Annotated in this window: 24 protein-coding genes; 10 read left to right on the forward strand and 14 right to left on the reverse strand. The window is 54.8% G+C overall.

Going from position 1 to position 25,054, the window contains the following annotated elements; genetic code table 11:
• Positions 1-58: 58 nt before the first annotated feature.
• A complete protein-coding gene (locus SPI6313_RS00300; protein WP_072619200.1) occupies positions 59-1,309 on the forward strand; it encodes an IS4 family transposase in 1,251 nt (416 codons plus the stop codon).
• 32 nt (positions 1,310-1,341) lie between these two features.
• On the opposite strand, the gene hemG is transcribed toward SPI6313_RS00300, so the two are convergent.
• Together hemG and SPI6313_RS00310 are read right to left on the reverse strand one after the other, a co-directional pair.
• A complete protein-coding gene (gene hemG / locus SPI6313_RS00305) occupies positions 1,342-2,748 on the reverse strand; it encodes a protoporphyrinogen oxidase (RefSeq protein ID WP_072619201.1) in 1,407 nt (468 codons plus the stop codon).
• A 42-nt stretch (positions 2,749-2,790) separates the two neighbouring features.
• The gene (locus SPI6313_RS00310; RefSeq protein ID WP_072619202.1) at positions 2,791-3,012 is read right to left on the reverse strand and encodes a DUF2811 domain-containing protein; all 222 of its coding nucleotides are present in this window, start codon (positions 3,010-3,012) and stop codon (positions 2,791-2,793) included.
• Positions 3,013-3,547: 535 nt separating this feature from the next.
• Between SPI6313_RS00310 and SPI6313_RS23220 the strand changes: the two genes are divergently transcribed.
• On the forward strand, positions 3,548-3,715 hold the full coding sequence (locus SPI6313_RS23220) for a hypothetical protein (protein ID WP_175551026.1): 168 nt from the start codon (positions 3,548-3,550) through the stop codon (positions 3,713-3,715).
• Between the two features lie 31 nt (positions 3,716-3,746).
• On the forward strand, positions 3,747-4,583 hold the full coding sequence (locus tag SPI6313_RS00320; RefSeq protein ID WP_072619204.1) for a carbohydrate ABC transporter permease: 837 nt from the start codon (positions 3,747-3,749) through the stop codon (positions 4,581-4,583).
• A 75-nt stretch (positions 4,584-4,658) separates the two neighbouring features.
• On the opposite strand, the gene SPI6313_RS00325 is transcribed toward SPI6313_RS00320, so the two are convergent.
• Positions 4,659-5,909 (reverse strand): IS4 family transposase, encoded by a 1,251-nt coding sequence (locus SPI6313_RS00325; protein WP_072619200.1) that lies wholly within the window; start codon positions 5,907-5,909, stop codon positions 4,659-4,661.
• Between the two features lie 221 nt (positions 5,910-6,130).
• Positions 6,131-6,409: a two-partner secretion domain-containing protein gene (locus tag SPI6313_RS00330; RefSeq protein WP_072619205.1), complete on the reverse strand. Its 279-nt coding sequence runs from the start codon at positions 6,407-6,409 to the stop codon at positions 6,131-6,133.
• 305 nt (positions 6,410-6,714) lie between these two features.
• Here SPI6313_RS00330 and speA point away from each other — a divergent pair, with 305 nt between their 5' ends.
• Positions 6,715-8,703 carry a biosynthetic arginine decarboxylase gene (gene speA, locus SPI6313_RS00335; protein WP_072619206.1) on the forward strand — a complete coding sequence of 663 codons (1,989 nt, stop codon included), beginning with the start codon at positions 6,715-6,717 and terminating at the stop codon, positions 8,701-8,703.
• A 495-nt stretch (positions 8,704-9,198) separates the two neighbouring features.
• On the opposite strand, the gene SPI6313_RS00340 is transcribed toward speA, so the two are convergent.
• On the reverse strand, positions 9,199-10,200 hold the full coding sequence (locus tag SPI6313_RS00340) for a hypothetical protein (RefSeq protein WP_072619207.1): 1,002 nt from the start codon (positions 10,198-10,200) through the stop codon (positions 9,199-9,201).
• A gap of 340 nt (positions 10,201-10,540) precedes the next feature.
• Between SPI6313_RS00340 and SPI6313_RS00345 the strand changes: the two genes are divergently transcribed.
• Positions 10,541-11,413 carry a Tab2/Atab2 family RNA-binding protein gene (locus SPI6313_RS00345; RefSeq protein ID WP_072619208.1) on the forward strand — a complete coding sequence of 291 codons (873 nt, stop codon included), beginning with the start codon at positions 10,541-10,543 and terminating at the stop codon, positions 11,411-11,413.
• Between the two features lie 19 nt (positions 11,414-11,432).
• Here SPI6313_RS00345 and SPI6313_RS00350 read toward each other — a convergent pair whose 3' ends face one another.
• Together SPI6313_RS00350 and SPI6313_RS00355 are read right to left on the reverse strand one after the other, a co-directional pair.
• The gene (locus SPI6313_RS00350) at positions 11,433-11,753 is read right to left on the reverse strand and encodes a hypothetical protein (protein WP_072619209.1); all 321 of its coding nucleotides are present in this window, start codon (positions 11,751-11,753) and stop codon (positions 11,433-11,435) included.
• Between the two features lie 91 nt (positions 11,754-11,844).
• On the reverse strand, positions 11,845-12,771 hold the full coding sequence (locus tag SPI6313_RS00355; protein WP_072619210.1) for a DMT family transporter: 927 nt from the start codon (positions 12,769-12,771) through the stop codon (positions 11,845-11,847).
• 153 nt (positions 12,772-12,924) lie between these two features.
• On the opposite strand from SPI6313_RS00355, the gene SPI6313_RS00360 reads away from it, so the two are divergent.
• Positions 12,925-13,623 (forward strand): YdcF family protein, encoded by a 699-nt coding sequence (locus SPI6313_RS00360; RefSeq protein WP_072619211.1) that lies wholly within the window; start codon positions 12,925-12,927, stop codon positions 13,621-13,623.
• A 41-nt stretch (positions 13,624-13,664) separates the two neighbouring features.
• Positions 13,665-14,681 carry a hypothetical protein gene (locus SPI6313_RS00365; RefSeq protein ID WP_072619212.1) on the forward strand — a complete coding sequence of 339 codons (1,017 nt, stop codon included), beginning with the start codon at positions 13,665-13,667 and terminating at the stop codon, positions 14,679-14,681.
• Positions 14,682-14,700: 19 nt separating this feature from the next.
• Here SPI6313_RS00365 and SPI6313_RS00370 read toward each other — a convergent pair whose 3' ends face one another.
• The gene (locus tag SPI6313_RS00370) at positions 14,701-15,066 is read right to left on the reverse strand and encodes a DUF1818 family protein (RefSeq protein ID WP_072619213.1); all 366 of its coding nucleotides are present in this window, start codon (positions 15,064-15,066) and stop codon (positions 14,701-14,703) included.
• Between the two features lie 122 nt (positions 15,067-15,188).
• Here SPI6313_RS00370 and gcvH point away from each other — a divergent pair, with 122 nt between their 5' ends.
• The gene (gene gcvH / locus SPI6313_RS00375; RefSeq protein ID WP_072619214.1) at positions 15,189-15,587 is read left to right on the forward strand and encodes a glycine cleavage system protein GcvH; all 399 of its coding nucleotides are present in this window, start codon (positions 15,189-15,191) and stop codon (positions 15,585-15,587) included.
• Between the two features lie 76 nt (positions 15,588-15,663).
• Here the strand turns inward: gcvH and SPI6313_RS00380 are convergent, their stop codons facing one another.
• Positions 15,664-16,479: a carbon-nitrogen hydrolase family protein gene (locus SPI6313_RS00380; RefSeq protein ID WP_072619215.1), complete on the reverse strand. Its 816-nt coding sequence runs from the start codon at positions 16,477-16,479 to the stop codon at positions 15,664-15,666.
• 210 nt (positions 16,480-16,689) lie between these two features.
• Between SPI6313_RS00380 and SPI6313_RS00385 the strand changes: the two genes are divergently transcribed.
• Entirely contained in the window at positions 16,690-16,905 is a 216-nt protein-coding gene (locus SPI6313_RS00385) for a hypothetical protein (RefSeq protein WP_072619216.1), read from the forward strand.
• 172 nt (positions 16,906-17,077) lie between these two features.
• On the opposite strand, the gene SPI6313_RS24265 is transcribed toward SPI6313_RS00385, so the two are convergent.
• The 5 genes from SPI6313_RS24265 to SPI6313_RS00410 all read right to left on the reverse strand — a co-directional run bounded on the left by SPI6313_RS24265 (position 17,078) and on the right by SPI6313_RS00410 (position 24,139).
• Positions 17,078-17,437, reverse strand: coding sequence for a hypothetical protein (locus tag SPI6313_RS24265; protein ID WP_245788506.1), 360 nt, complete (start codon positions 17,435-17,437; stop codon positions 17,078-17,080).
• A 98-nt stretch (positions 17,438-17,535) separates the two neighbouring features.
• Complete coding sequence (gene cobN / locus SPI6313_RS00395) at positions 17,536-21,342, reverse strand: cobaltochelatase subunit CobN (protein WP_072619218.1); 3,807 nt, start codon at positions 21,340-21,342, stop codon at positions 17,536-17,538.
• Positions 21,343-21,417: 75 nt separating this feature from the next.
• Positions 21,418-22,215: a choice-of-anchor K domain-containing protein gene (locus SPI6313_RS00400; RefSeq protein WP_072619219.1), complete on the reverse strand. Its 798-nt coding sequence runs from the start codon at positions 22,213-22,215 to the stop codon at positions 21,418-21,420.
• A 116-nt stretch (positions 22,216-22,331) separates the two neighbouring features.
• On the reverse strand, positions 22,332-23,090 hold the full coding sequence (locus tag SPI6313_RS00405) for a TIGR03943 family putative permease subunit (RefSeq protein WP_072619220.1): 759 nt from the start codon (positions 23,088-23,090) through the stop codon (positions 22,332-22,334).
• 38 nt (positions 23,091-23,128) lie between these two features.
• A complete protein-coding gene (locus SPI6313_RS00410) occupies positions 23,129-24,139 on the reverse strand; it encodes a permease (RefSeq protein ID WP_072619221.1) in 1,011 nt (336 codons plus the stop codon).
• A 671-nt stretch (positions 24,140-24,810) separates the two neighbouring features.
• On the opposite strand from SPI6313_RS00410, the gene SPI6313_RS00415 reads away from it, so the two are divergent.
• The gene (locus tag SPI6313_RS00415; protein WP_072619222.1) at positions 24,811-25,050 is read left to right on the forward strand and encodes a FeoA family protein; all 240 of its coding nucleotides are present in this window, start codon (positions 24,811-24,813) and stop codon (positions 25,048-25,050) included.
• Positions 25,051-25,054 lie beyond the last annotated feature (4 nt).

The following is a 25,054-nucleotide window of genomic DNA, read 5'->3' on the forward strand; positions in this document are numbered from 1 at the left end:
TCTGAACCAAGCCTATGAACGTGCCTACGAAAAACCCAACTTGTCCTTTTCGAGTTGTATGGGCAACAGCTTTAGGCAAACAGTGGCCGGTTTGTTTGCCCGCAAGGACATGAACAGTGCAACGATGTTGTCCGGTCACGTGGCATCCACCCAAGCCCGAGTCCAAGCCAGTGAGAGTGAGTATCTCATCGCGGCTCAGGACACAACGTACTACAACTACTCAGGTCAGACGCAGATGTCGGGATTGGGGAGAATCCAGGGTAAGGTGCGGGGACTGATGCAGCACAATGTGTTGCTCATGGAGCAGGAGGGGCAGCCCCTAGGACTAATCCATCAACAGTACTGGACGCGAGGGGGGGCGATAGATTGGCCGTCGCCGCAAAAAGAATCTCAAAAGTGGTTCAAGGGCTTGGTTGCGGTCAACCAACAAGCCCAAGGGTCAAACCGACGGTGGGTGGTCACCTGTGACCGAGAAGGGGATATTTTCGAGTTCTTCAAAGCTGAGCGTGAGCCCAATGTGGATTTGCTGGTGCGGGTGTGTCAACCCCGCCGCGTCGAAGTGGCTGCCGCCGGAACGGTCTGTCCATTGCCGGATGTCGCTGAGCAGCTCGACGACTACGGGCAGTATTCAGTGCAGATTGAGCGGCTGTATGAGGGCAAGGGACGAACGGTAGACGTGACCTTGCAGTTGCAGGCGGCAACCGTTTACATCTACCCGCGTCAAGATTTGAGCCCCGCTCGCCACAAGACGCAGCCCCTTACGCTGGTTATGGCTACCGAGGTCGCTTGTGTCGATGGGAAAACGCAGGTGGACTGCTTCGACGCTGACAACAGTCTGTGCTGGTCTTTGCTCACCAGTCTACCGGTGGCAACGGCAGCGGATGTCCAACGCATCCTCCGTTTCTATGCTCTGCGTTGGCGCATTGAACGGCTTCACTTCACTCTCAAGTCTGGGGCGTTAAATGTGGAGCGGCTCCAATTTGACGATGTGCATACCTTGGTCAATGCCTTAACTTTTTACTCGGTGGTCGCTTGGCGGCTTCTCGGGTTGACTTATGCCTTGCGTCAAGACCCTGAACAGTCGGCTCAGACGCTTTTTGATGCCGATGAACTCAGGTTGTTGCATCAGCTCTCGGGCCAAGCTGTTGACTCCCTGCGACAGGCTACGCTGGCGTTGACGAAGTTAGTGGGCTTTGCTCCTTCTCGAAGGCAACCACTGCCAGGGGTCAAAGTCCTGGCTATTGCGATTGAACGTTTTTTCTTTGTTAAGCAGGGGGCTCAGGCTGTCTCCAAACCCCTACAGGATTAGCCCGTGGGAGAGGGTTGGGGTGAGGGCATGATTTAGAGTTGCTGATCGATCGCTTCTCCCGCTTCGATGCCGCGTCGGATGCAGTCACCGAGGGCGACACCGTCGGTGTAGTTGCTGCATAGGGTGAGGTGGGGGTGGGCTTTGAGGTGTTCGGCCATGACGGAGAGGCGATCGCAATGCCCTAGGGTGTATTGGGGAATCGCTTTTGACCAGAGTTTGACGGCGAGGACTTTCGGGGTGCTGTCGGGTTTGACGAGAATGTTACTGAGGTCTTGGTGGACGGCTTGGGCGATCGCGCCTTCATCCATCGTCGCCACCGCCGGATCAGTGGAGCCACCGATAAAACTACTCAACATCACCCAACCTTCGGGCGCACGACCGGGGAAGAGGGTGGATGACCAGATGGTGCCAAGGGTGCGGATACCTTGGCTGCGGGGGTTGAGGTTGCCAAAGCCGTGGAGCGATCGCACCAACGCCGTTTTGGGATAGGCCATCACGGTACAGGCTACGGCAGGATAGGGAATCGCTTGTAATGTGGTGCTTAACTCCGGCATCAGGGGCGCGAGGAGGGGGGCCACTCGATGGGCAGGAATCGCCAAAACGAGGGTGCGCGTCTCGATGGTTTGGCCGCCGTCGGGGGTGTCAAAATGGGCGCGATAGCCCTGTTCCAACGGTTCGATCTGGGTCAGCGTCCAGCGGCAGCGGAGGCGATCGCCCAATCGAGCAGCGATCGCGTTGGGTAGCATCACCATGCCCTCGCGAAATGACCCCAACTGGCCCGGCTTCGTGGTGGGCAGATTGGGATCAACAGCGGGGCGATCGGCTTTACCTTGCCGCCGCGATCGCATCGCCCCCGCCACAAGGCCACCGCCCAGGGTTTCGAGGCGATAAATTTTCCGAAAGGCTGCCGCCATACTCAGGGCGTGGACATCCCCAGCATAGACCCCCGACACAAAGGGCGAAATCAGCCGCTCGGCCACTTCTGGGCCTAAATGACGGTTAATAAATTGCCAAATGGTTTCATCGCCGCCTTGGGCCTGAATGTGGCTTCCGACCAAGGGCGGCACAAACCCCAGCGCCCCGAACAGGGCCCGCAGTTTCCCCGGCACACTCAGCAGGGGCGATCGCACCGCAGTCCCCGGACTCATGGGTACAGCCAAGAGACGACCTTGCCAATAGACCCAGCGGGGCAGTTTGCGATCGGCAAAGACGAGGTCATCCTTTAGTCCCACATCCACCGCCAATTTGAGCAGGGTCGGATTCGGTTGAAAACTGTTTGGGCCCTCCTCCCAGAGAAATTCACCCTGTTGGCGGCTAATAATATTGCCCCCCACATCGGGGCTAGCTTCCGCGACGAGAATATTGCGATCGCGCTGCTGCAAGGTATGGGCAACGGTCAAGCCACTGAGACCGGCCCCCACAATCAGACTGTCTAACATAGGAGGAGAGCATAGAGAAACAGGGCTTAGTTTACCACTTCATCAGGTGTGAAATAAGGTTTCCAAGTACGCCTTGGCGCAGGCCGGATCGAGGGATTGCGTGGATTGCAAGGGGCGCTGACTTTGGCTGAAGAGCAAGAAAAACGAGAGCGCGGCTGTCATCACTTGGTCTTGATCCCAGGTGGGATGCTGATCGAGGTAATTCCGCAACGATTGGTGTAGGTCTTCAGGGATTTCTGTCAAGATGCTGATTTGAGTTGTCATGATGACCTCACGAGCAGGGACTAAGCAACGAAATGATCGTCAGTGTTGCGAGCGTTGCTCACCACCAACACAGCCGAAGAGGGGAGCCGTGGCCAATCAGCCTCGGGTGAGTGACAGTGGGTTATCACTGGCGATCGCCCCAATGACAACACCGCAGGGAGAACAGCCGACGCAGGACAGGTTCACACCACAATGACCATCGGCAAGGCACGAATGTTGAAAAACCGTGGGCGTGACTGGCAGGTTTTTCACGACTGTTAATCGTAGGTTAATTACGACTCTATTCCTATTTCGGGGAAAATGGGGGGATTTGTCAATGCTGAGAAATGTTAACAGCTACTTTAGAAAAGCTAAAGATTTACGACAGAATAAGGGTCTGAAGCCCTTTTTTGTTACACAACTTTACCTAAACTCAGTGTGCCCACCTTTGCCCCAGCGCACCACCGCCAATCGCTGATCACACCAGAGACTCGGTCTTCGCTTTTTGATTCTGTGGAGAACCCGTTTTTTTCTGGGGAAAACCGCCGTAAAACCTGTGGAAAAGCTGGGGATTGAGTTGGGGAAAAGCGATCTAAAAAATAAGAATTACAAAGTTGCTTTTTCGTGGCCTGTGGAGGCCCGATCGCGCCGCCATCGGGTCATTATTGCGATCGCACTCGGCGATCGCGTTCCCCTCCCCAGCCGATCAACCCACACCGTATGATGAATAGGCGCAGCCCTCACTTGTGGAACCCATGCCCACCTCCCAAACTCGACTACTTAAGATTGTTGGTCTCTATCTCGCCCTCTGTGCGATCGCCGTGATCATGCTTTTTCCCCTGCTCTGGCTGATCAGCACCGCCCTCAAATCCCCTAGTGAGCAGGTCTTTAGCTTCCCCCCTCAACTGATTCCCCAAGCCCCCACCCTCGCAAACTTCCGCACCGTCTGGCAGAGCTACCCCTTTGGGCAATATCTCACCAACAGCGTCATCGTTGCCAGCCTCACCGTCACCCTCAACCTGTTATTCTGCTCCCTCGCGGCCTATCCCCTCGCCCGCCTCTCTTTCCGAGGGCGTGACGTGATTTTTGCGAGCGTCGTCTCGACGATTATGATCCCGTTTCAGATTGTGATGATTCCCCTCTACGTCCTCACGGTGCAGCTTGGGTTACGCAATACTTATTTAGGAATTATCTTTCCGGCGATCGCCTCCGCCTTTGGCATCTTCCTCCTCCGCCAAGCCTTCCAAGGTGTCCCCAAAGAACTTGAAGAAGCCGCCCGCATCGATGGCTGCACCGAACTCGGCCTCTGGTGGCACGTGATGATTCCTGCCGTGCGCCCAGCGTTAGCCACCCTCGCCATCTTCGTCTTCATCGGTTCCTGGAGCGACTTCCTCTGGCCGCTGATCGTGATCGATCGCCCCGAATACTACACCCTCCCCCTTGGTGTGGCGAATCTGGCCAGCACCTTTTCCCTCGATTGGCGACTGATTGCGGCCGGTTCCGTAATTTCCATCCTGCCGATTCTAATCGTGTTCCTCTTCGTGCAGCGGTATATCATCCCCACGGCAGCCGGCAGCGGCGTGAAGGGGTAGATCATGGTTTTTCGCCCTCATCCCCAGCCCTTCTCTCACAGGAGCTTTTGATCCCCCTAAATCCCCCTTAAAAAGCTAATCCTGTAGGGGTTTGGAGACAGCCTGAGCCCCCTGCTTAACAAAGAAAAAACGTTCAATCGCAATAGCCAGGACTTTGACCCCTGGCAGTGGTTGCCTTCGAGAAGGAGCAAAGCCCACTAACTTCGTCAACGCCAGCGTAGCCTGTCGCAGGGAGTCAACAGCTTGGCCCGAGAGCTGATGCAACAACCTGAGTTCATCGGCATCAAAAAGCGTCTGAGCCGACTGTTCAGGGTCTTGACGCAAGGCATAAGTCAACCCGAGAAGCCGCCAAGCGACCACCGAGTAAAAAGTTAAGGCATTGACCAAGGTATGCACATCGTCAAATTGGAGCCGCTCCACATTTAACGCCCCAGACTTGAGAGTGAAGTGAAGCCGTTCAATGCGCCAACGCAGAGCATAGAAACGGAGGATGCGTTGGACATCCGCTGCCGTTGCCACCGGTAGACTGGTGAGCAAAGACCAGCACAGACTGTTGTCAGCGTCGAAGCAGTCCACCTGCGTTTTCCCATCGACACAAGCGACCTCGGTAGCCATAACCAGCGTAAGGGGCTGCGTCTTGTGGCGAGCGGGGCTCAAATCTTGACGCGGGTAGATGTAAACGGTTGCCGCCTGCAACTGCAAGGTCACGTCTACCGTTCGTCCCTTGCCCTCATACAGCCGCTCAATCTGCACTGAATACTGCCCGTAGTCGTCGAGCTGCTCAGCGACATCCGGCAATGGACAGACCGTTCCGGCGGCAGCCACTTCGACGCGGCGGGGTTGACACACCCGCACCAGCAAATCCACATTGGGCTCACGCTCAGCTTTGAAGAACTCGAAAATATCCCCTTCTCGGTCACAGGTGACCACCCACCGTCGGTTTGACCCTTGGGCTTGTTGGTTGACCGCAACCAAGCCCTTGAACCACTTTTGAGATTCTTTTTGCGGCGACGGCCAATCTATCGCCCCCCCTCGCGTCCAGTACTGTTGATGGATTAGTCCTAGGGGCTGCCCCTCCTGCTCCATGAGCAACACATTGTGCTGCATCAGTCCCCGCACCTTACCCTGGATTCTCCCCAATCCCGACATCTGCGTCTGACCTGAGTAGTTGTAGTACGTTGTGTCCTGAGCCGCGATGAGATACTCACTCTCACTGGCTTGGACTCGGGCTTGGGTGGATGCCACGTGACCGGACAACATCGTTGCACTGTTCATGTCCTTGCGGGCAAACAAACCGGCCACTGTTTGCCTAAAGCTGTTGCCCATACAACTCGAAAAGGACAAGTTGGGTTTTTCGTAGGCACGTTCATAGGCTTGGTTCAGACTTTTTTTACCTGGGGGCGGAAGGCGTTGAGTTGGCTAAACTCTGACATCTCTACTGTGCTTACTCCTCATCATTTTGGGCATAGTCTAACCTCCATAGCCTTACTGGGCTTTATCTCTCAGGATATCTTCAACCCCCTAATACATATGACTTAGTAAAACCCCTACAGGATTAGCCCGACGACGCGGCCGAGAATGTTGGCAATACTGGGGTTGCTCAGGAATTGCCCCACTTCCTCCGCGTTCAAGCTAAATTGCTCAAACCTGTGGAAAAGATTCGCCCCTGCTTGGGTTCCACCCTGAAGAGCGTCGGTGTTGCCGTTGTGGGTAATGTGGGTATTCGTGCCATCGGGGGCGGGGGTGATGGACTGGGCGAGGGCAACATTGGCAATCAGGAGGGTACTCGATCCTAGGATCGCGGCACAGCTAGGCAAATTCTCCATGATGAGTTGAGGATCACTGTGGGAAAACGTTTGGGAGGGTCATCCTGAAAAATGCCGTAAAAATACGGATGTTTCCGTGTTTTTACTGAGACGATTGTTGGATTATCGGCTGTTTCTAATCTGGGTGGGACATCTTCAATCATTAACCCAAAAGTGCGGGTCATTCTCTAATTCCGATAATGGTAATTATCGGTAATAAACTTGCGCGATCGCCCCCTGTCATCCAAAGCAGCGGGGAGTTGTGACCCATCAGCGACAAGGGCCTCGTACACTAGATCACCGTAGACTGTTTTGGGGGTTTCGTGATGAGCCAGGTTTCAGAACCACAGATGATCGCTGCCGCTGCTGCCATCGCGCCACGCCGTTGGAGTATTGAGGCCAGTGAGGCACTGTATCGAGTTCATGACTGGGGCGAGCCGTATTTTGCGGTGAATGCGGCGGGTCATGTGATGGTGTCGCCCTTGGGCGATCGCGGCGGGTCGTTGGATCTGTATGAACTGGTGGAAGGGTTGCAGCAACGGAATTTAGAGTTACCCCTGTTGATTCGGTTTCCGGATATTTTGGGCGATCGCATCGAACGCCTCAACGCCTGCTTTGCGCGGGCGATCGCTCGCTATCGCTACCCCGGAACCTATCGCGGCGTATACCCAATCAAATGCAATCAAAATCGCCATCTCATCGAAACCTTAGTGCAGTTTGGCGAACCCCATCAATTCGGCCTCGAAGCCGGATCAAAACCGGAATTAATGATCGCCCTCGCCAGTTTGCCCCCCAACCAAAGCCCCCACGAGCCGCCCCGCTTATTAATCTGCAACGGCTACAAAGACCGCGAATATATTGAAACCGCCCTCCTCGCCACCCGTCTCGGCCACACCCCGGTTTTGGTGATTGAACAATTGGATGAATTGCGCCTGATCTTAGACATCAGCCAGCAACTAAACATCCTCCCCAACCTGGGTGTGCGGGCCAAATTAAACACAAAAGGGTCGGGACATTGGGGCAATTCCACGGGCGATCGCGCTAAATTCGGCCTCACCATCCCCGAAATTCTCGCCGTCGTTCACCAATTAGAAGCCGCCGAGCGTTTGCCCTGTTTACAGCTTTTACATTTTCATGTGGGGTCACAGATTTGCGCAATTCGGGTGATTAAAGATGCGATTCGAGAAGCGGCGCAAATTTATGTGGAATTGGCGAAATTGGGCGCGAAGATGCAATATCTCGATGTGGGGGGCGGGTTAGCGGTGGACTATGACGGTTCCAAAACCCAAACCGCCGCCTCGAAAAACTACAACATGCAGAACTACGCCAACGATATTGTCGCGGAAGTACAAGAGGCCTGCGATGCCGCCCAGGTGATGGCTCCCACCTTGGTCAGTGAAAGTGGACGTGCGATCGCCTCCCATCAATCCGTCCTCATTTTCGACATCCTCAACGCCAATTACCCCACCCCCGCCACCCCCCCCACAATCACCGATCACGATCACCTCATTCTCCGCAATCTTTGGGAAACCTACGAGACGATTAGCCTTGATAATTACCAAGAGGCCTATCACGACGCGGTGCAATTCAAAACCGAAGCAATCAGCCTCTTTGGGTTTGGTTATCTATCCCTCGCCGAACGAGCCAAAGCGGAACAACTCTACGGTTGTTGTTGCCATAAAATCTTTAATCTCGTGCGCCATCAAACCCCGATTCCCGATGACTTAAACGACCTCGAACAGAGCTTAACCGCCACCTACACCGCCAATTTATCCGTTTTTCAATCAGCCCCCGATAGTTGGGCTATTTCCCAACTATTCCCCATCATGCCCATCCATCGCCTCACAGAAGAACCCACCGAACGCGCAATTCTCGCAGATTTAACCTGTGATAGTGACGGCAAAATTGATCGATTCATTGATGCCCACCACGCCAAAAACGGCCTCGAACTCCATGCCCTCAATGTCAATGCCAACCATCACCAAGATCCCTACTATTTAGGAATGTTTTTAGTGGGAGCTTATCAGGAAATTATGGGGAATTTACATAATTTGTTTGGCAATACCAATGTGGCCCATATCAGGATGACTCCGAAGGGCTATCACGTTGAGCAGGTGGTGCGGGGGGACACGATGCGGGAGGTGTTGGGCGATGTGCAATACGACGGGGATCACCTTCTAGAAACCCTACGCCAACGCACGGAAATCGCTCTGCAAGAAAAGCGCATCACCCTCACTGAAGCCCAACGCCTCCTCCAAACCTATGAACAGAGTTTAAATAGTTACACCTATTTAACATCTGAAGAATCACGCTAATTGGATGAAGGAATCGCGCTAATTGGATGAAGGAATCGCGCTAATTGGATGAAGGAATCGCGCTAATTGGATGAAGGAATCACGCTAATTGGGGTGAAGAAATCACGCTAATTGGGGTGAAGGAATCACGCTAATTGGGTGAAGGAATCACGCTAATTGGGGTGAAGGAATCACGCTAATTGGGGTGAAGGAATCACGCTAATTGGGGTGAAGGAATCACGCTAATTGGGGTAGCGAGCTAGAAGCTCGCACTACAGCGGATTTCAGGCAGTGTGAGCCTCTGGCTCACTGATACCCGCTTCAGAGATACCCGCTTCAGAGATACCCGCTTCAGCGAGCTAGAAGCTCGCACTACAGCGGACTTCAGGCAGTGTGAGCTTCAGGTAGTGTGAGCCTCTGGCTCACTGATACTCGCTTCAGAGATACCCGCTTCAGACTAGCAACTTGACTTCTGTATCAGCAGTAGCCCGCTGGGCGAGGGGCTGAAAGCGGGGGTTAGGTTTTGAGGTGGCGGGCGGGGATGAGGTGACGGATCAGGGCTAAGCCGCAGAGCCAGAGGAGAAGGGAGGGGCTGGTTTCGGGGATGGGGGTGCTGGGTTCGGGGTCGGGGGCTTTGGGGGTGAGGAGGTAAATGTCACCGCTCATGCCGGTGGTGAGTCCGGAGGAGGCGATCGCTAAAATCTGCCCTTGGTCATTAATGGCCGTTGCGGCCCGAAGGCGATAGTCCACCGCACCAAAGAGCGGGTGGTTAATGGTTTGGGTGAACCCGGCGAGGGCATTCAGATCATAGGCTTGGCCGTTTTCCCAAAGCATCGCTGTCCAGCCGATGCGCCCGACGGTTTGGCTTTGGGTGTTGCGATCGTAGAGGTGCGCGGCGGTTTCTGACCAAAACTGACGGGTATCAAGGGAGAAGGGAGAATCGGGCCAGGTGGCTAAGCTGGCGGCATCGGTGGGGCCAAAATAGGGCTGTCCCTGCCGGGTGTCGAGATCGAATAATCCGAACGAGCTTGAACCTGGCAAGGGCATCAGCACTTGATTGTCGTTATTAATGCCGTAAACATTGGCAACACCTAACCCCAGCCGTTCGCCAGTATTGACGTTAAACGCATAGGTGGTGCGTGTGAGTCCCATCGATTGACTAAACACCGTCCAACCCGCTTCGCTAATCCCTAGCACTCTCGTATCGCCTTGGGGGTTCATGCCGTACTGGCCGAGGTAAATGCCCCCTTGTTCAGCATCCCAAGCGTAGGACTGACGGCCAAGGCTGCTCCCTTGGACGGCGTAGGTCATGATCTGGTAGGTGGCTTGACCGTGATTGTTTAAGTCAAAGCCGGTGGCGAGATAATCTTGACCAAAGGCAGCCACGTAGCTCATGGATGAGCTATAGCCGGGGAGGCGGGTGGCGGTGTAGAGGGATACAGCGGCGGCGGCGGTGGTGTTGAGGCAGACCAGGGCCACGCTCCAGAGGGGAATGAGGGAGAGTTTGAGGGAAAACATGGGAAAAATGTCCTACGAATAACGCACAACGGGGGCGGTTAGGCTAGAAGGATAAGGGGGGGGTGATGGGATGGCGCGATCGCACCACGGCTGGACTATTCGGGATGAACAGACGAAAGGTGCTGAGTATCGTCCTAGGCCTTTATTCCCAGTCTAACCAAGGAAATGGAGCGCGATCGCCCTATGCAATCATTTCGTAATAGTCTCCCCATCCTCGCGCCGCATTTCCCTAGGGCCAACCCTGCCGCGAGGGAATCCGGCCAAGGCAGGGGACAACACCCCCTAGAATGGAAGACTAGGCATTTAAACGCAGTATCAACAGATTTAACGTAGACGAAACATGGGTAAGACGATTTGGGAACTGGATTTTTATTCGCGCCCCATCTTTGATGAGAACCGCAAAAAACGCTGGGAAGTGCTGATTTGCGAGAGTCCGATGGATGTGACGCAAGCACCCGATACCCTGTTTCGATTTAGTCGCTTCACGGATAATCAATCCGTGAATTCGGCCTGGTTAAAGGGAGCAATTCAAGAGGCGATCGCCCAAGCCCCGAACCCGCCCCAACGGATTCGCTTCTTTCGTCGCCAGATGAACAACATGATCCTCAAAGCCTGCGAGGATGCTGGCATTCCTGCCGCCCCCAGTCGTCGCACCTATGCCCTGACTCAGTGGCTCGACGAACGGACGAAATCGGTGTATCCCCAAGAAGAGGGCTACGACGAAAGCGCAGCCAAAACCTCTACGGTGCAATATCCGGCCATGAATGCGATCGCGCTCCCCGATGCCGTACGCGGTGACAAGGCGGATCGGTGGGCGATCGTCTCCCTCCCGGCGGGGGATTTTGCCGAACTGCCCGACTGGGAGATCGCCTTTGGGGAATCCTTTCCCCTCACCATGCTCGGCATTGACGATCAAACCCCAATCCCCGGACTGATCATCTTTTCCCCCCGTGCCACGCCCCTCGCCGGTTGGATGTCCGGGCTGGAATTGGGCTATCTCCATCTAGAGACGAAACCCGTGCCGCGCCTTTGGCTCGAAACCGGAGCCAGTGATAGTTGGATTTTAGTAGACCTGAAAACTCCCGACACCCTCAAGGAAGGCCAGGAGTTTGAAGCCGCCCTCGCCCGCGCCCACGGTGTCCACTTTCTCGCCATCCAATCCCCCCAAGAGTCCGAAGCCTTCGCCGGATTTTGGTTATTGAAAACACCGTAACCCTATCCCGCCTAAGTCTTCACCACCGAGGGCATGGAGACCATGCCCTTACCTGAGCCAATGATTGAGAACGTTCGTAGTGCAGTTTTAACGGTTCGCCCGCTGCTTGTAGAAAATAGGCGAGCTTCTGAGCTTCTAATCGCCCTAATCCATAACCAGGCTTTTTGTAGCGGTCGAAGAGGTGAAGCAACAATGCACGCGCACGGGTCATCCCTGGAGAAGCAGAGGATTTGCTCTGTGCCTTGGAATGCTGCTCCAGTTTTTGGGCTGTATTAACAGTTAAGGGTTCAAATTGGATGACCTGAACCAGAGGAAGATCAGCAAAGGCAACTTCAATCATGGGCTTTACGCTTCACCTTCGTAATCCACGGCCAAGAGACGTGGTGATAGTGGAATGCTCATGATCTTATCCTGTTGTCAAACTCTGATGGTTAACTGGGTTTGGGGCGCGGTTCGCCGATGATTGAAATTGCCACGCCAATCAGGAGGATCACGCCGCCGAGGAGGACAAAACGGCCGGGGATTTCGCTGAAGAGGGCCCAGCCCATGAGGCTAGAGCCAATGGGTTCAAAGAGGATGGCGAGGGTGACGATGGTGGGGGAAATTTGGGTGACTGACCAGTTAATCACGGTGTGGCCGATGAGTTGCGGCAGGATGGCCATGAGGAGGATGCAGCCGTAGACGAGGGGGGGATAGCCGAGGTAGGAAATGTTGAAGATGGGGGGGAGGGGCAAAAGAACGATCGCAGCGACGGCATAGGCGATCGCCACATATTGACCGATGCTCAACCCGCGCCGCTGGGCTTCGCGACCGAGCATGAAATAGAAACTCGCCATCCAAGACCCCACGAGGGCGAGGGCATCACCGAGGAGGGGCGCGGTTCCCGATGCGCTGCCCTGAGCACCGCCCCAGGCAATGACCATGCCGCCGGTGAGGGCGATCGCAATGCCGCCCACGGTGATCCCGGTGGGTCGTCGTCCAAACCAGAGCCAACTGAGGAGGGCCACCCACACCGGGTTTGTGGTGACGAGGGCGGTGGAGGCGGCGATGGAGGTGAACGAGAGGGAGGTGAACCAGGTGGCGAAGTGGAGGGCGAGACAGCATCCGGCGGCGATCGCATAACCCCAAGTGGCCCCGGAAATGGTTTTCACCGGGAGCGATCGCCACGCGGGCACGAGGAACACACTGGCCATCACCAACCGCATCGCCGCTAAAAATAAACTAAATCCCAACCCCTGCGTTGCCGCACTGGCTAAGGCGACCCGGATAATGGGGGCCGAGGTGGCGACGGCCATCACCCCCAGGATTAAAATCAGCCAAACCTGCCAAAGGGCGGGTTTTTGAGGAAACACAGACATACAGCACATGGGATAGAATTCCCCAAACTGCGGAAGACTTGGGATCTTCTGCTAGGGTCGAACTTGGCCATTCTAAGGGGCAGAGAACGGCGATCGCTCGGTCTCCCATTGCCTATGCTACGGTGAAGGAAAATTGTGCGATCGCTCCTCACCATGGGCTTTTTCTCATTACTGCGTCGTCGTTCTCCCTGGTCTACCGTGCTGAAAGTGGGATTGGGTCTAGTGGCGATCCTCACAATTAGCCTCGGTTTGCGCCTCACCCTCGCCGCCCAGCAGCCCATTGATGCCGTGCTCGTGTTGGGGGGTAGCATCCGCCGCGAAATCTACGCCGCCCAAAGTGTCGCCCAACAGCCTGACATTCCGGTGTTAATTTCCAGTGGATCGCCGCCGCCTTGTATCTTTTTGGTGTTTGAACGCGAACAGGCCTTAAGCGATCGCATCTGGCTCGAAACCTGCGCCCACAACACCTTTGAAAACTTCTACTACACCACTCCGATTTTGCGCCGCTGGCAAGCCCGCCATGTGCAACTCCTCACCTCCCCATCCCATCTCCCCCGCGCCCTCTGGCTGGCTCGGATTCACCTCGGCATCCATGGCATTTGGGTGGCACTTGATCCAGTGGAGGAAACAGGGCGACCGGGCAATACTGAATCCTGGCTCAAAACCGATGTAGATGTGCTGCGCAGCGTAGCTTGGGCGGTGGTGAGTTTAGTGTGGAAACCGCCGTGCGATCGCGTCCGTCCCCTCACCCAAATCAACCTAGAACGCGCCCTCCGCCAAGGCTTCAAATGTGAACATCAAGGCCAACTCGATCGCCTCATCCAAGAGCGACAAAAGACCCTCTCACCATAATGCTATCGTGGGAGAATTAGCCATCTAATCCCATCCCCGCTATGAGTAAATCTCTCCCCAATCTACCCTCATTGGCAACATTGTTATCGGGACAAAACATTGTATTTGGGGGGATTATCTGGTCAGTGGTAACCTTCTGGTTTTTCGCCCTCTTTAGCATTCCGATTCCCGGTGAAGAGAACCCCCTCTGGTATCTGCTCGGCACGTATGCCCTAGAAACCCTACCCTTCATCCTCGCCACCTGGCTCTGTTACCGCAACTGGAAAAGCCCCCAAATTGCCAGCGGTCGAGATGTGTGGCTCTTCATCGGCCTCGGTCTCGGCTCCTATTCCATCGGTAACTTCCTCTTTGGCATGTGGGAACTGTACTTTAATCTTGATCCTGAAATTTCCCCCGCCGACCTTTTTTACATCAGCTTCACCATTTGCGTCGGCTTTGGCATGATTTTGGCCGTGCTTCCCCGTCGTCTCAACCTTGAACCCAAACAATGGTTAATTGTCGGAGGTGTTGCTGTTTTGGGGACTCTCCTCGCCGTATGGCTCAAACTCGCGACGATCAATAAGGAAGAGGCGATCGCTGAAGTCCCCCCCACCCCCAGCACCGAAGCCGTCCAACCTGCTCCCGCCGCCGATCCCAACGCTCCCGCCGCCGTCACGGCCCCAGCCATTCCTGCAGCAGAAGCAGAAAGCGAAAAGCTGCCGCCAGGGTGGGTGATGGCCTTGGATGAGTTTTTGGTGGTGTTTGCCACGCCGGTCAACTTGTTTTATTCCATTTCAGATGTGGCGTTAATGGTGATTGCAGCGACGTTGCTGATGGCATTTTGGGGGGGGCGATTTTCCCAGTCGTGGCGAATGATCGGGGCGGCGGCGTTGGCGAAATATGTGGCGGATTTGGCGTTTTATGTGGCGTTGTCGTTGCCGGGTAACTACGAAAGTGGCGGCTTGATGGATGTGTTTTATGTGTTTAGTGGGGTGTTGTATTCCATTGGGGCGGCGTTGGAATATGACGTGTCTACGAGTCGTTCCGGGCGGGGACGACGGCGACGGGGCGGGGGTTAGGCAGGACTGGATTGAGTCGTTAAAACACGTTGAGCATTTGGGCGGCTTGGAGCAGGCCAGGGATGGCGGTGGGGGGCCAATTGCCTTCGGCGCGGCGGCCCTGGTTAAGGATGAGGCGGAGGCTGTAGTGGTGGGGGAGGCCGTCGGCTTCGAGCCAGAGAGATTCACCCTCGACGGCGCAGGTGAGGTGTTCTTCGGCCATGAGTTCGGGGGTGATCGAAGCGATCGCATCGCCCAACTGTTGCAAGAGGCGACAAAACTCCTGAAGCTCCACCACCGTCAGTTCCACCGCCCAATCCTCCCCCCCCACCAATCCGGCATAATCCTCCGCCTGCGGATTCCACCCCAACCGCCAACCCTCCCCAGTTTTTAAAATTCGTTCCACCCTGGCCACACCCCTCGATCAAAAATTCTCAAATTTCTCGATCCAACACCAACGAAGCCCTGGTTTCATAGTAGGGTTAAGAGTGATGAAATGCACGCTGAATCATAGTTTGAGGGATCACCATGGCTTTTGAATATCCGGAGGACTTGAAGTACCTCGACTCCCATGAATATGTCCGCTTGGATGGCGAAATTGCCACCATTGGGATCACATCCTTCGCCCTTGACCAATTGGGAGACATTGTCTTTCTGGAATTGCCGGAAATGGGCGATGATGTCGAAGCGGGCGAAGGATTTGGCACGATTGAATCAGTGAAAGCGGTGGAGGATCTCAAAGCCCCCATCAGCGGCACGGTGATCGATCGCAATGAAGGGTTGATCGATGCGCCGGAATCTCTCGCAGAAGATCCCTACGGCGAAGGATGGTTAATCAAAATTCGCATCGCCGATCCCGATGGGGATCTAGAGGATGTGTTAACCGCTGCGGAATATAAGGCCCAGGTCGAAGGTGACGAAGAATAAGGCCGTGCTTCGCAGAGCCTGAGTTGATCGAAGGTTGAGTCTGTTCAAGCCTCAGCCTTCTGTTCTAGTGAACTGCTCAAACAAAAATGCGATGTTGCAGCGAGGGCATTTGGCGGCGCACTTGGTGGAGACAGTCGGGGTTAATTTCTGCGATCGCCATCTCCTGATCCGACCCCGCATCCGACAGCACCGTCCCCCACGGGTCAATAATCATCGCATGGCCGTGGGTGTGGCGCAGTCCGTAATGATTCCCCGCTTGGGCCGGCGCAATCACATAACAGGTATTTTCGATCGCACGGGCTTGAAGCAACACTTGCCAATGGTCTTTCCCGGTGTAGGCGGTGAAGGCAGCCGGCACAAACAACACATCCGCCCCCGCTTTGGACAAGTGGCGGTAGAGTTCCGGGAAGCGCACGTCATAGCACACCGATAACCCCAGATTGCCAAAGGTCTCAGAGGCATAAATCTTGGGCAACTCATTCCCCGCCATCACCGTACTCGATTCGCAGTAGGTATTGCCATCGGGAAGATCCACATCAAAGAGATGTACCTTGTGGTAGCGCGTCAATTCTTCCCCATTGGGCGCGATCAGCAGGGCTGTATTACAAACTTTATCCCCGGAGGCGGTGGGAACAGGAAAGCCTCCCCCCAAGAGCGTCACTTGATAGCGTTGGGCCATGGTGCGGAGAAATTGCTCGCTTTTTTCTGCGATCGCCGCTGCCTGAGCCATTTTCTCTTCCTCAAGACCCATGAACGAGAAATTTTCAGGTAAACACACCAACTCAGCCCCGCGCCGCACCGCTAGATCAATGCGCTCCTCGGCCTCTAGCAAGTTTTCCATTAAATTCGGTTTGCTCGTCATTTGAAGAGCGGCAGCGAGGTAAGGCTTCATGGATGTCTATCGGTTACAGGTCAAGGCGTTGAGATGATTTCAATCATACCGTACTCAGTTCCCTACGACACAGGGAACTGATAACAATCAACAGAAAGGATTGATCGAGATCATAGGGTATCGGTGGCTTTCTTCAGTATTCTTGCGAATGAGGGGAATAACCTTCACGGGGTCTCACCCCTTCCGGTGATATTGAAAGGATGATGTGTTGTGGCTAGTATTCGTGAAATCGTTCAAGATGCATTTCGTCAAGGCTATCTCTGCGTCGAGGCAGAAAACAAGCTGCGGCACTTACTGCTAAGCTGCACAGCCGATGATGTGGTCTTATTTACCCAGCTTCAACTCGCCATCATGGACGGACGAGTCACCCAAGAAGCCCGCGAACAGTTTTATCGTCGCCAAGCAATGACCACTGTCGCGGTCTAACCCTAGGAATTTTCGCTGATCCATCACCCCAGTTGCACGTCTGGATTGGGTCTGAATGAGCCAGAGGCTCACACTCCCAGGGCTGAATTAATCTGGATTGGGTCTGAATGAGCCAGAGGCTCACACTCCCAGGGCTGAATTAATCTGGATTGGGTCTGAATGAGCCAGAGGCTCACACTCCCAGGGCTGAATTAATCTGGATTGGGTCTGAATGAGCCAGAGGCTCACACTCCCAGGGCTGAATTAATCCTGTGGAGTGCGAGCTTCTAGCTCGCTGCAAAATAAAATCTCGCTGCAAAATAAAATCTCGTTGCAAAATAAAATCTCGTTGCAAGATAAAATCTCGTTGCAAGATAAAATCTCGCTGCAAAATAAAATCTCGTTGCAAAATAAAATCTCGTTGCAAAATAAAATCTCGTTGCAAAATAAAATCTCGCTGCAAAATAAAATCTCGCTGCAAAATAAAATCTCGCTGCAAAATAAAATCTCGCTGCAAAATAAAATCTCGCTGCAAAATAAAATCTCGCTGCAAAATAAAATCTCGTTGCCCTGATCTCAGGCGTAGCTGAGGGGGAAAGAGTGGGGGGTGAGGGATTTTAGGGAGCAACAAACCGAAATTTGGCTACTCTCTTAATCTGAGGCGGTTAACGTCTGCTCCACTTGGGCTTCGGCAGCATGGACAATGGTGCGGAGTTGATCCAAGAGAGCGGGATCAACCTGTTGCCAGAGGCCGCGCTGATGGGCTTCGAGTAAACGCTCGGTCATGTCCCGCAAGGCCCAGGGATTTTTCGCCTCAATGAACGATCGCACCGCCTCATCTAATACATAAGCCTCCGCCACCCCTTGATACATAAAATCCTCCACACAATGGGCCGTCGCATCGTAGGCAAACAAATAATCCACCGTCGCCGCCAACTCAAACGCCCCTTTATAACCATGACGCATCACCCCGGCGATCCATTTCGGATTCACCACCCGCGACCGATAAACGCGGGTGATTTCTTCATTGAGATGGCGGACTTTGGGGTTTTGGGGTTGGGAATTGTCGCCGAAATAGGTGATCGGTTGTTGCCCGGAAACGTGGCGCACCGCTGCCGTTAAACCGCCTTGAAATTGATAATAATCATCGGAATCGAGCAAGTCATGTTCGCGATTGTCTTGGTTATGGAGGACAATTTGGCGATCGCTCAACCGCCGTTCAAAGGCTTCCGGCGCGGCATGACCCCGCCCCGAACCGGTGTAGGCGTAGCTGCTCCAATTCATATAGGCCCGCGCCAAATCTGCGTCACTCGTCCAATTTTGCGCCTCAATCAACCCCTGTAACCCGGCTCCGTAGGCTCCCGGTTTCGAGCCGAAAATCCGGTATTGGGCACGGGTTTGGGCTTGGTCGGGGGGGAGTCCGGCGGCTTGCCACTGGGTGCGATCGCATTCCACCTGGGCAGCGAGGGGGTTTTGATCGGCGGGTTCGTCGAGTTGGGCGACGGTGGTAATGGCGCGATCGAGCAGGTCAATTAAATTGGGGAATCCATCCCGGAAAAACCCCGAAATCCGCACCATCACATCCACCCGCGGCCGCCCCAACACACCCAGAGGAATCACCTCAAAATCCACCACCCGCCGCGCCAATCCATCCCAAATCGGCTGCACCCCCAACAGGGCCAGGGCTTGAGCCACATCATCGCCTCCGGTGCGCATCGTGGACGTACCCCACACCGAGAGGGCGAGACGGCGCGGATAGTCCCCCTCCTCTTGGGTGTAGCGTTCGATCACCCGCTCGGCAGCGACGCGCCCCACTGACCACGCGGTTTCGGTGGGAATGGCGCGAATATCCACGGAGTAAAAATTACGGCCCGTGGGTAATACTTCCGGACGGCCACGGGTGGGCGCACCACTGGGCCCGGCGGGGATGTATTCCCCATTTAAACCCCGCAGGAGTTGGGTGATTTCGTGGCGGGTTTGGGCGAGGTTGGGGATTAATGTGGTGGTGATCCAGTGGAGTTCAGTGGTAGTGGCGGGGCCTAATACCCTCATCCCCAGCCCTTCTCCCACGGGAGAAGGGAGTCTGAAGCCCTCTCCTGCGGGAGAGAGTTGGGTGAGGGTTGGCATAACCTGAGTTTCGATCAGTTGAATCGCGGTTTCTTCCAAATATTCCACAAGATCGCCAACGGTTTTTTGGGGAGATTCAGGCGTAGAAATAGCCGTGCTGTAGTCTTCATTCAGCAGGTCGGGATCGTAGCCGAGATCGGCGGCGATCGCTCGCGTCAGACCCAACCGATGGAAACCGGGAGCGCGGGCGATCGCAATCACCAAATCACGCCACTGTCGCCCCGTGGGAACCTGACCGAAAATATGTAAGCCGTCGCGAATTTGGGCTTCTTTCAGTTCGCAGAGATAGCCATCGGCACGGGTGAGAAAGGCCGCGAGGGATTGGCGATCTACAGAATCAATGCCTAGATCTTGGTTAAAATTGCAAGCTTGGACAGCGGCGGTGATGCGATCGCCAATCAAATTTAACCGCGACGGGTCAAGGGTTTGGGCTTCGTAATATTCATCAATTAACGCCTCAATCTGCTGCAATGGCCCGTACAATTCCGCACGAGTTAGGGGCGGCGTGAGGTGGTCTAAAATCACCGCTTGGCTGCGTCGTTTTGCCTGAGAACCTTCCCCCGGATCATTAACAATAAAGGGGTAAAAATTCGGGATTGCCCCTAAAGCAACTTCCGGATAACAGTGATTGGACAGGGCCAAACTTTTCCCCGGCAACCATTCCAAATTGCCATGTTTGCCCACATGAACGATCGCATCGGCCCCAAACTGCGATCGCACCCAATAGTAATAGCCGAGATAGTCATGGGTAGGTTCTAAATCCGGGGCGTGATAGTTGAGACTGGGATCGCGATCGTAGCCCCGCGAGGGTTGAATCCCGATGAAACTATTGCCCAATTGCAACCCGGCAACTTGAATAGATTTCCCGTCAAATTCCCCCCAGCGAGCGATAACACCCTGTTGCACCGCCTCCGGTAGAGTTGCGAAATAAGCCCGATAGTCTGCCACCGGGAGGGATTGATGCACCCGACGCACGCCCCAACTTTCCGGATCATTGGTCACACTTGCGGTGAGTTGCCGGATTAGATCATCACCGGTTGCGGGAATATTGCCGACGCTGTAACCCTCATTCTGTAGAGCGTTGAGGATTTCGATACAACTCGCGGGCGTATCCAAACCCACGCCATTGGCAAGACGGCCATCACGGTTGGGATAGTTGGCAAGGATGAGGGCAACGCGGCGATCGCGCTTCGACTTGCGGCGCAAGTTGACCCATTGGGCGGCGAGGTCGGTGATGAAGGTGATGCGATCGCGCCTCGGTTGATAGACCACCACATCCGTTTCGAGTTGCTCATGGCGTGTTGCCACGGATTTAAACGAAATTGCCCGCCCAATAATCCGCCCGTCTACCTCCGGCAACGCCACATTCATCGCCACATCACGAGGACTTAAACCCTGTGCGCCTGCTTCCCATTGGGCTTCTGTGCCACCGCTGAGAATGGCTTGGATAATCGGTACATTTAGATCTCCCCACAGTTTCGGCTGCTGTTCTTGCCCTAATTTTGCCAGAGAAAAACTGGTGGTATTAATCAGTACATCAATTCCGGCTAATGCCGTTAATAATTCAGCTTGTAATTCCTGGTCTTGTAATGAAGAAATAAACACAGGGCGGGGGGTAATTCCCTTGGCTTGTAACGCATCACAAAGGGACTGAATCGGGGCAGTATTTCCCGCTAAATAATGGGCGCGATAGAAGAGAATGCCCACAGTTCCAGATACCCTCATCCCCGGCCCTTCTCCCCCAGGCGCAGGGAGTTCTAAGCCCGCTCCCGTGGGAGAGGGTTGGGTGAGGGCCCCCAAACGCGGCACAGGCTGCGGCGGTTTCGTGGCGTAAGTTGTGCCTAAGCCGTGATTGCTCACCCAGCGCAAACTGTGGGCAATATTTTCTATGCCGCCTTCAATCCAATAATTCCAAAGCTGATTAACCACGCCTAAAGATGCGGTGGATTGGCTGATCAGTTCGGGATCGGGGCGATCGTCACCGGGCAACACGCAGAGCAAAGCCCCGGTTTTCGCCGCCACCTCCTTCACCACTTCCAACCCATAAGACCAATACGATCGCCCCCCCAACAGCCGCAGCACCATCACCCGCGCCGAACTCAGCACCTGGTCGGCGTAGTCGTCAATGCTCAGGGGTTGTTGAAGTTGGAGGAGGTTCACCGCCCGCACAGCGGGAAAGTCGGCGGGGAGGTGGGGCAGAGCGGCGGCGAGGGTTTGAATTTCGGTGTCGGCGCTGGTGAGAATGATGATCGGGGCGGGGGTTTGTGCAATGAAGATGACCCCGTCGGTGTCGGGAGTCCACCCGCCGGGTGTGGCTGCGATGCGGTGCATGGGAATTCTCAAACGTAGACTAGGGGTTTATCCTAGCCTATTTTTGAGCGGTCTTCGTGGGTGAGCGGTGGGGGGTTAAGCTTGACGACGTTTGGTGAGATAGCCGGAACCGAGGGCGGCGGCGATCGCTAACAGTGAGCCGGGTTCTGGAGTGCTTTTCACCGGAGGACGGGTCGCCGGAGGGCGGATCACCACAGGGTTTTTGACCGATGGTGGCGGAGCAATCACCGTCAATTTGGCATAGAGATAGGCATCACTGCTGCCTCCTTCTTGGGAGATAAATTCATCCATTAAGTTACCCCCCAAACCGGAACTAAAGCCAGCGAGTTCTAGGGTGTACTGACTGCCATTGAGTTCAAACCGTTCCGCCGCAAGGGCATTATTCCAGACAATGCGATCGGCACAGTCCGTGACGCTGTAGTAGGCGCAGGTGCCATAATTGGGGGTTTCTTCAATGTCGAGGGTGTAGTTAAACGATTTCACCCCCAGCTCGGCAAAGTCTAACGCGAGGCTGAGATCGACGGTGTAAGGCGCACCATACCAAAGGGTTTTATTGTAGTGGCGCAACCGCCCCAGGTTAAAAATGTCCCCCGATGTGATCTCTGTTTCTCCCACGCCGAGAAAGCCTAAGCCACTTTTGCCACCGGTGGGAACCCAATAGGCGGGATATCCCCAGCGCACTTGGGTTTCTTGATCGACCGTTTGGTATTGGATGAACTCTCCGGCGACGGGATTACTCCAACTGCCGGAGGTGGAGTTAAGGGTGAAGGCGATCGCATCTGGGGCGATCGCGCTAAGTCCCACGGCCATTGCCCCGATGATTGGCAGGGATGAGCCTGAGATTTGGAGATGTTGGGCAAACGATTTCAACATTTTAGGGTTTAGGTTGAGAGAGTATTGAGCCTCTGACTGAAGGTGGGCGATCGCACAGTCCATTGCTAACCTAACCTGCTCCCTCACGCAAATCACACCCTTTCTTAACCTGCTGATTAAAACTCGTAGGGATCGCGGGGGGTGGGGATCGTTTCGATCGTATCGGCGGCGATCACTAATTGCCGCCGCCCGTCGAGGTCTTCGGTGATCATCGAGCCTTGGACTTGGAGCCAACTGTCTTGGGGGTAGTCGTCTTGACTGCCGGGGAGTTGCACGGGTAAGCCAATGGGGTAGGCATCGACGGCACAGCAGGAAATCACAAACCGCGACAGGAGCAGATAATTATCCGGCAATGTGGGGGGATGCACCACGAAACCGGTCACATCTACGGCTTGGTCGGTGTAGGCATCGGGTTCGGGATAGGCGTTGAGGGTGCGCACCCAGTCAATCAGGCTGCGGTCTTCGGGTTGGGTGGGGTTGTAGAAGGATTGGGCTTCGACGCGGGTGTAGGGGAGGCTTTCCCCTGCGCCGCGTTGGAGAGCGACTTCACTAGAGAGGATGGCGGGGGGGATGATGAAGCCGAGGATCGCCGTTCCCAGGAGAAGACCTGCCCCCAAACCGGGGGGAAAAAGGGTGACGTGCTGCATGGGGTTGGTGGGGCGTTGGCTGCGACTGACGAGGCTTTTGGCGCGGAGGGCACTGAGGATCACAAAGCCAATTCCCGCGATAAAAACGAGGAGATTGTAGTTGGGATGGATCAACAGTTGCAGTTGACCAGCGAGGCGAAATTTGATCAGCAAAAGTCCCCAGTTGAGGAGGGCAAAGACATCAAGCCACGGGGAAATTTTGGGATAAAGGCGTTGTAAACGCAGCATGGCAGCACCAACGAATCAATGATCGAGCCGGGATAGGCCTAGAAGAAGTAACTGTAGGATAGCGTCAAGAGGAGGGTGAGTTGAGCGGCGATCGCAAACAGATAAATAATTACCCTCGGTTTAAAGATCGACAACAACAGCCCAGCCGCCTTGAGATCCACCATCGGCCCGAAGACCATAAACGCCAAAAGTGATCCGGTGGTGAAGGTGGAGGCAAAGGCAAGGACAAAAAAGGCATCCACCGTCGAGCAGATCGACACCACCGCCGCTAGGAGCATCATCGCCAAAATCGAGGTGAGGGGACCTTGACCCAAACTCACCACCAATTCACGGGGGGCCAGGACTTGGATCGAGGCAGCGATCGCACTCCCCACCACCAACATCCCCCCCAACTCACGCAACTCCATCACCATATTTTCCAAAAACAGGCGCACATTCGCCGACGAAAAGCGTTCCACCGGTTTCGGTCGAGGCAGATCATCGGGGGTCGCCATTTCCAAACGCAAAGGGGATTCCCCCTGGCCCAGTAAATAGGTTCCCGACTGTAACAAGGTCGGGCGTTCCGGTTCTTGGCGAGTTTGGATGCGGTAGAGCACCCGTTTCGCCAAATCCGGCTGCATCATCGGGCGGGGGTCACGTTGGAAACTAAAAATCCAGCCGATCATCGTCGCCACAATTAATGAAAACACAATGCGCAGCACCACCACTTGGGGCTGATCCCGAAAGGCGACCCAGGTGGCCCAAATCACGATCGGGTTAATCGTCGGAGCCGCGAGCAGGAAGCCAATCGCGACAGAGGTGGGCGCTCCCTGGGTGAGCAATCGCCGCGCCACCGGAACATTGCCACATTCACACACCGGGAACAAGAACCCCACGCAACTGCCAAAAAATGCCCCCAAAATAGAGTTTTGGGGCATCCGTTTGATTAATTGCTGTTCATCGACAAAGAACAAGAGGGCACTGGAGAGAAGAATCCCCAACAAAAGGAAGGGCAAGGCCTCCACTAATAAGCTAATGAAGAGGGTGAAGCCGCTATGCAGTTGACTCATGGAGGGTAAAGTAAGCGATCGTCATGACTGGGTAACAATTTCCAAACATTTCCCCATTCTATCGGGGTGAATCCCGCTTTTGGCCCTCCCCTAGTCCTCTCCCACCGGCTACGGCTGATCCATAACGCGCCACTGTTGACCTCGCCTGCATCGTTGATCCCCTGAATCAGGGCAGCGATCGCACGACCCACAACAGAGAATGACCGCAATGCCCGCCGGCGATCGCGCCATCTAGCCATCCAAACTCTTTAACGGGCACATCTCAGTTACGCTAATCCGTGACATACTCCAGACAGCGATACAAGTATACGCTTCTGGCTTCTCCCACCTACTGCATCTGTAACGATCTCTATTTCTAGAGCGTAGGATTCGAGCTTTTTAGACTCACCCAATCCTCTCCCGTGGGAGAGAGCTTTTTCTCCTTTCTCCTGCGGGAGAAGGGCTGGGGATGCGGGTGATCTCTGGCAAGCCATGGGAATCTGCAAACGTGAGATGCACCCTCTTTAACCCTTGCCCTGAGTTCAGTCCAGCAAATGTGACGTTTTGTGCCGATGAGCTACGGGGATCGCTTGGCTTAGACTACAGTGCTAATTGAGAATTATTACTATTAAGGTTATACTACATCTCATCAGTAGATCCTCAATTTCCAATCACTCACCCCCCCCATCACCATGACATTACTTGAACTATCGGTCGGCCAAATTGCATTAGTGGACAGCATCAGTGACAGTGTTCACGGCCCAGGGCTGGTGTCGCGTTTAGCCGCCATGGGCATTGTGCCGAATAAGCCGATCCAACTGCTGCGCAAAGCGGCCCTAGGTGGCCCGCTCCACCTGCGTATCGGCAGCACCACCGAAATCGCGATGCGGCGTTCCGAAGCCTGTTTAGTCCGGATCAATATGGAGGAATAATTTG

The organism is Spirulina major PCC 6313 (genome assembly GCF_001890765.1).
In the GTDB taxonomy this organism is placed as follows: Bacteria; Cyanobacteriota; Cyanobacteriia; order Cyanobacteriales; family Spirulinaceae; genus Spirulina; species Spirulina major.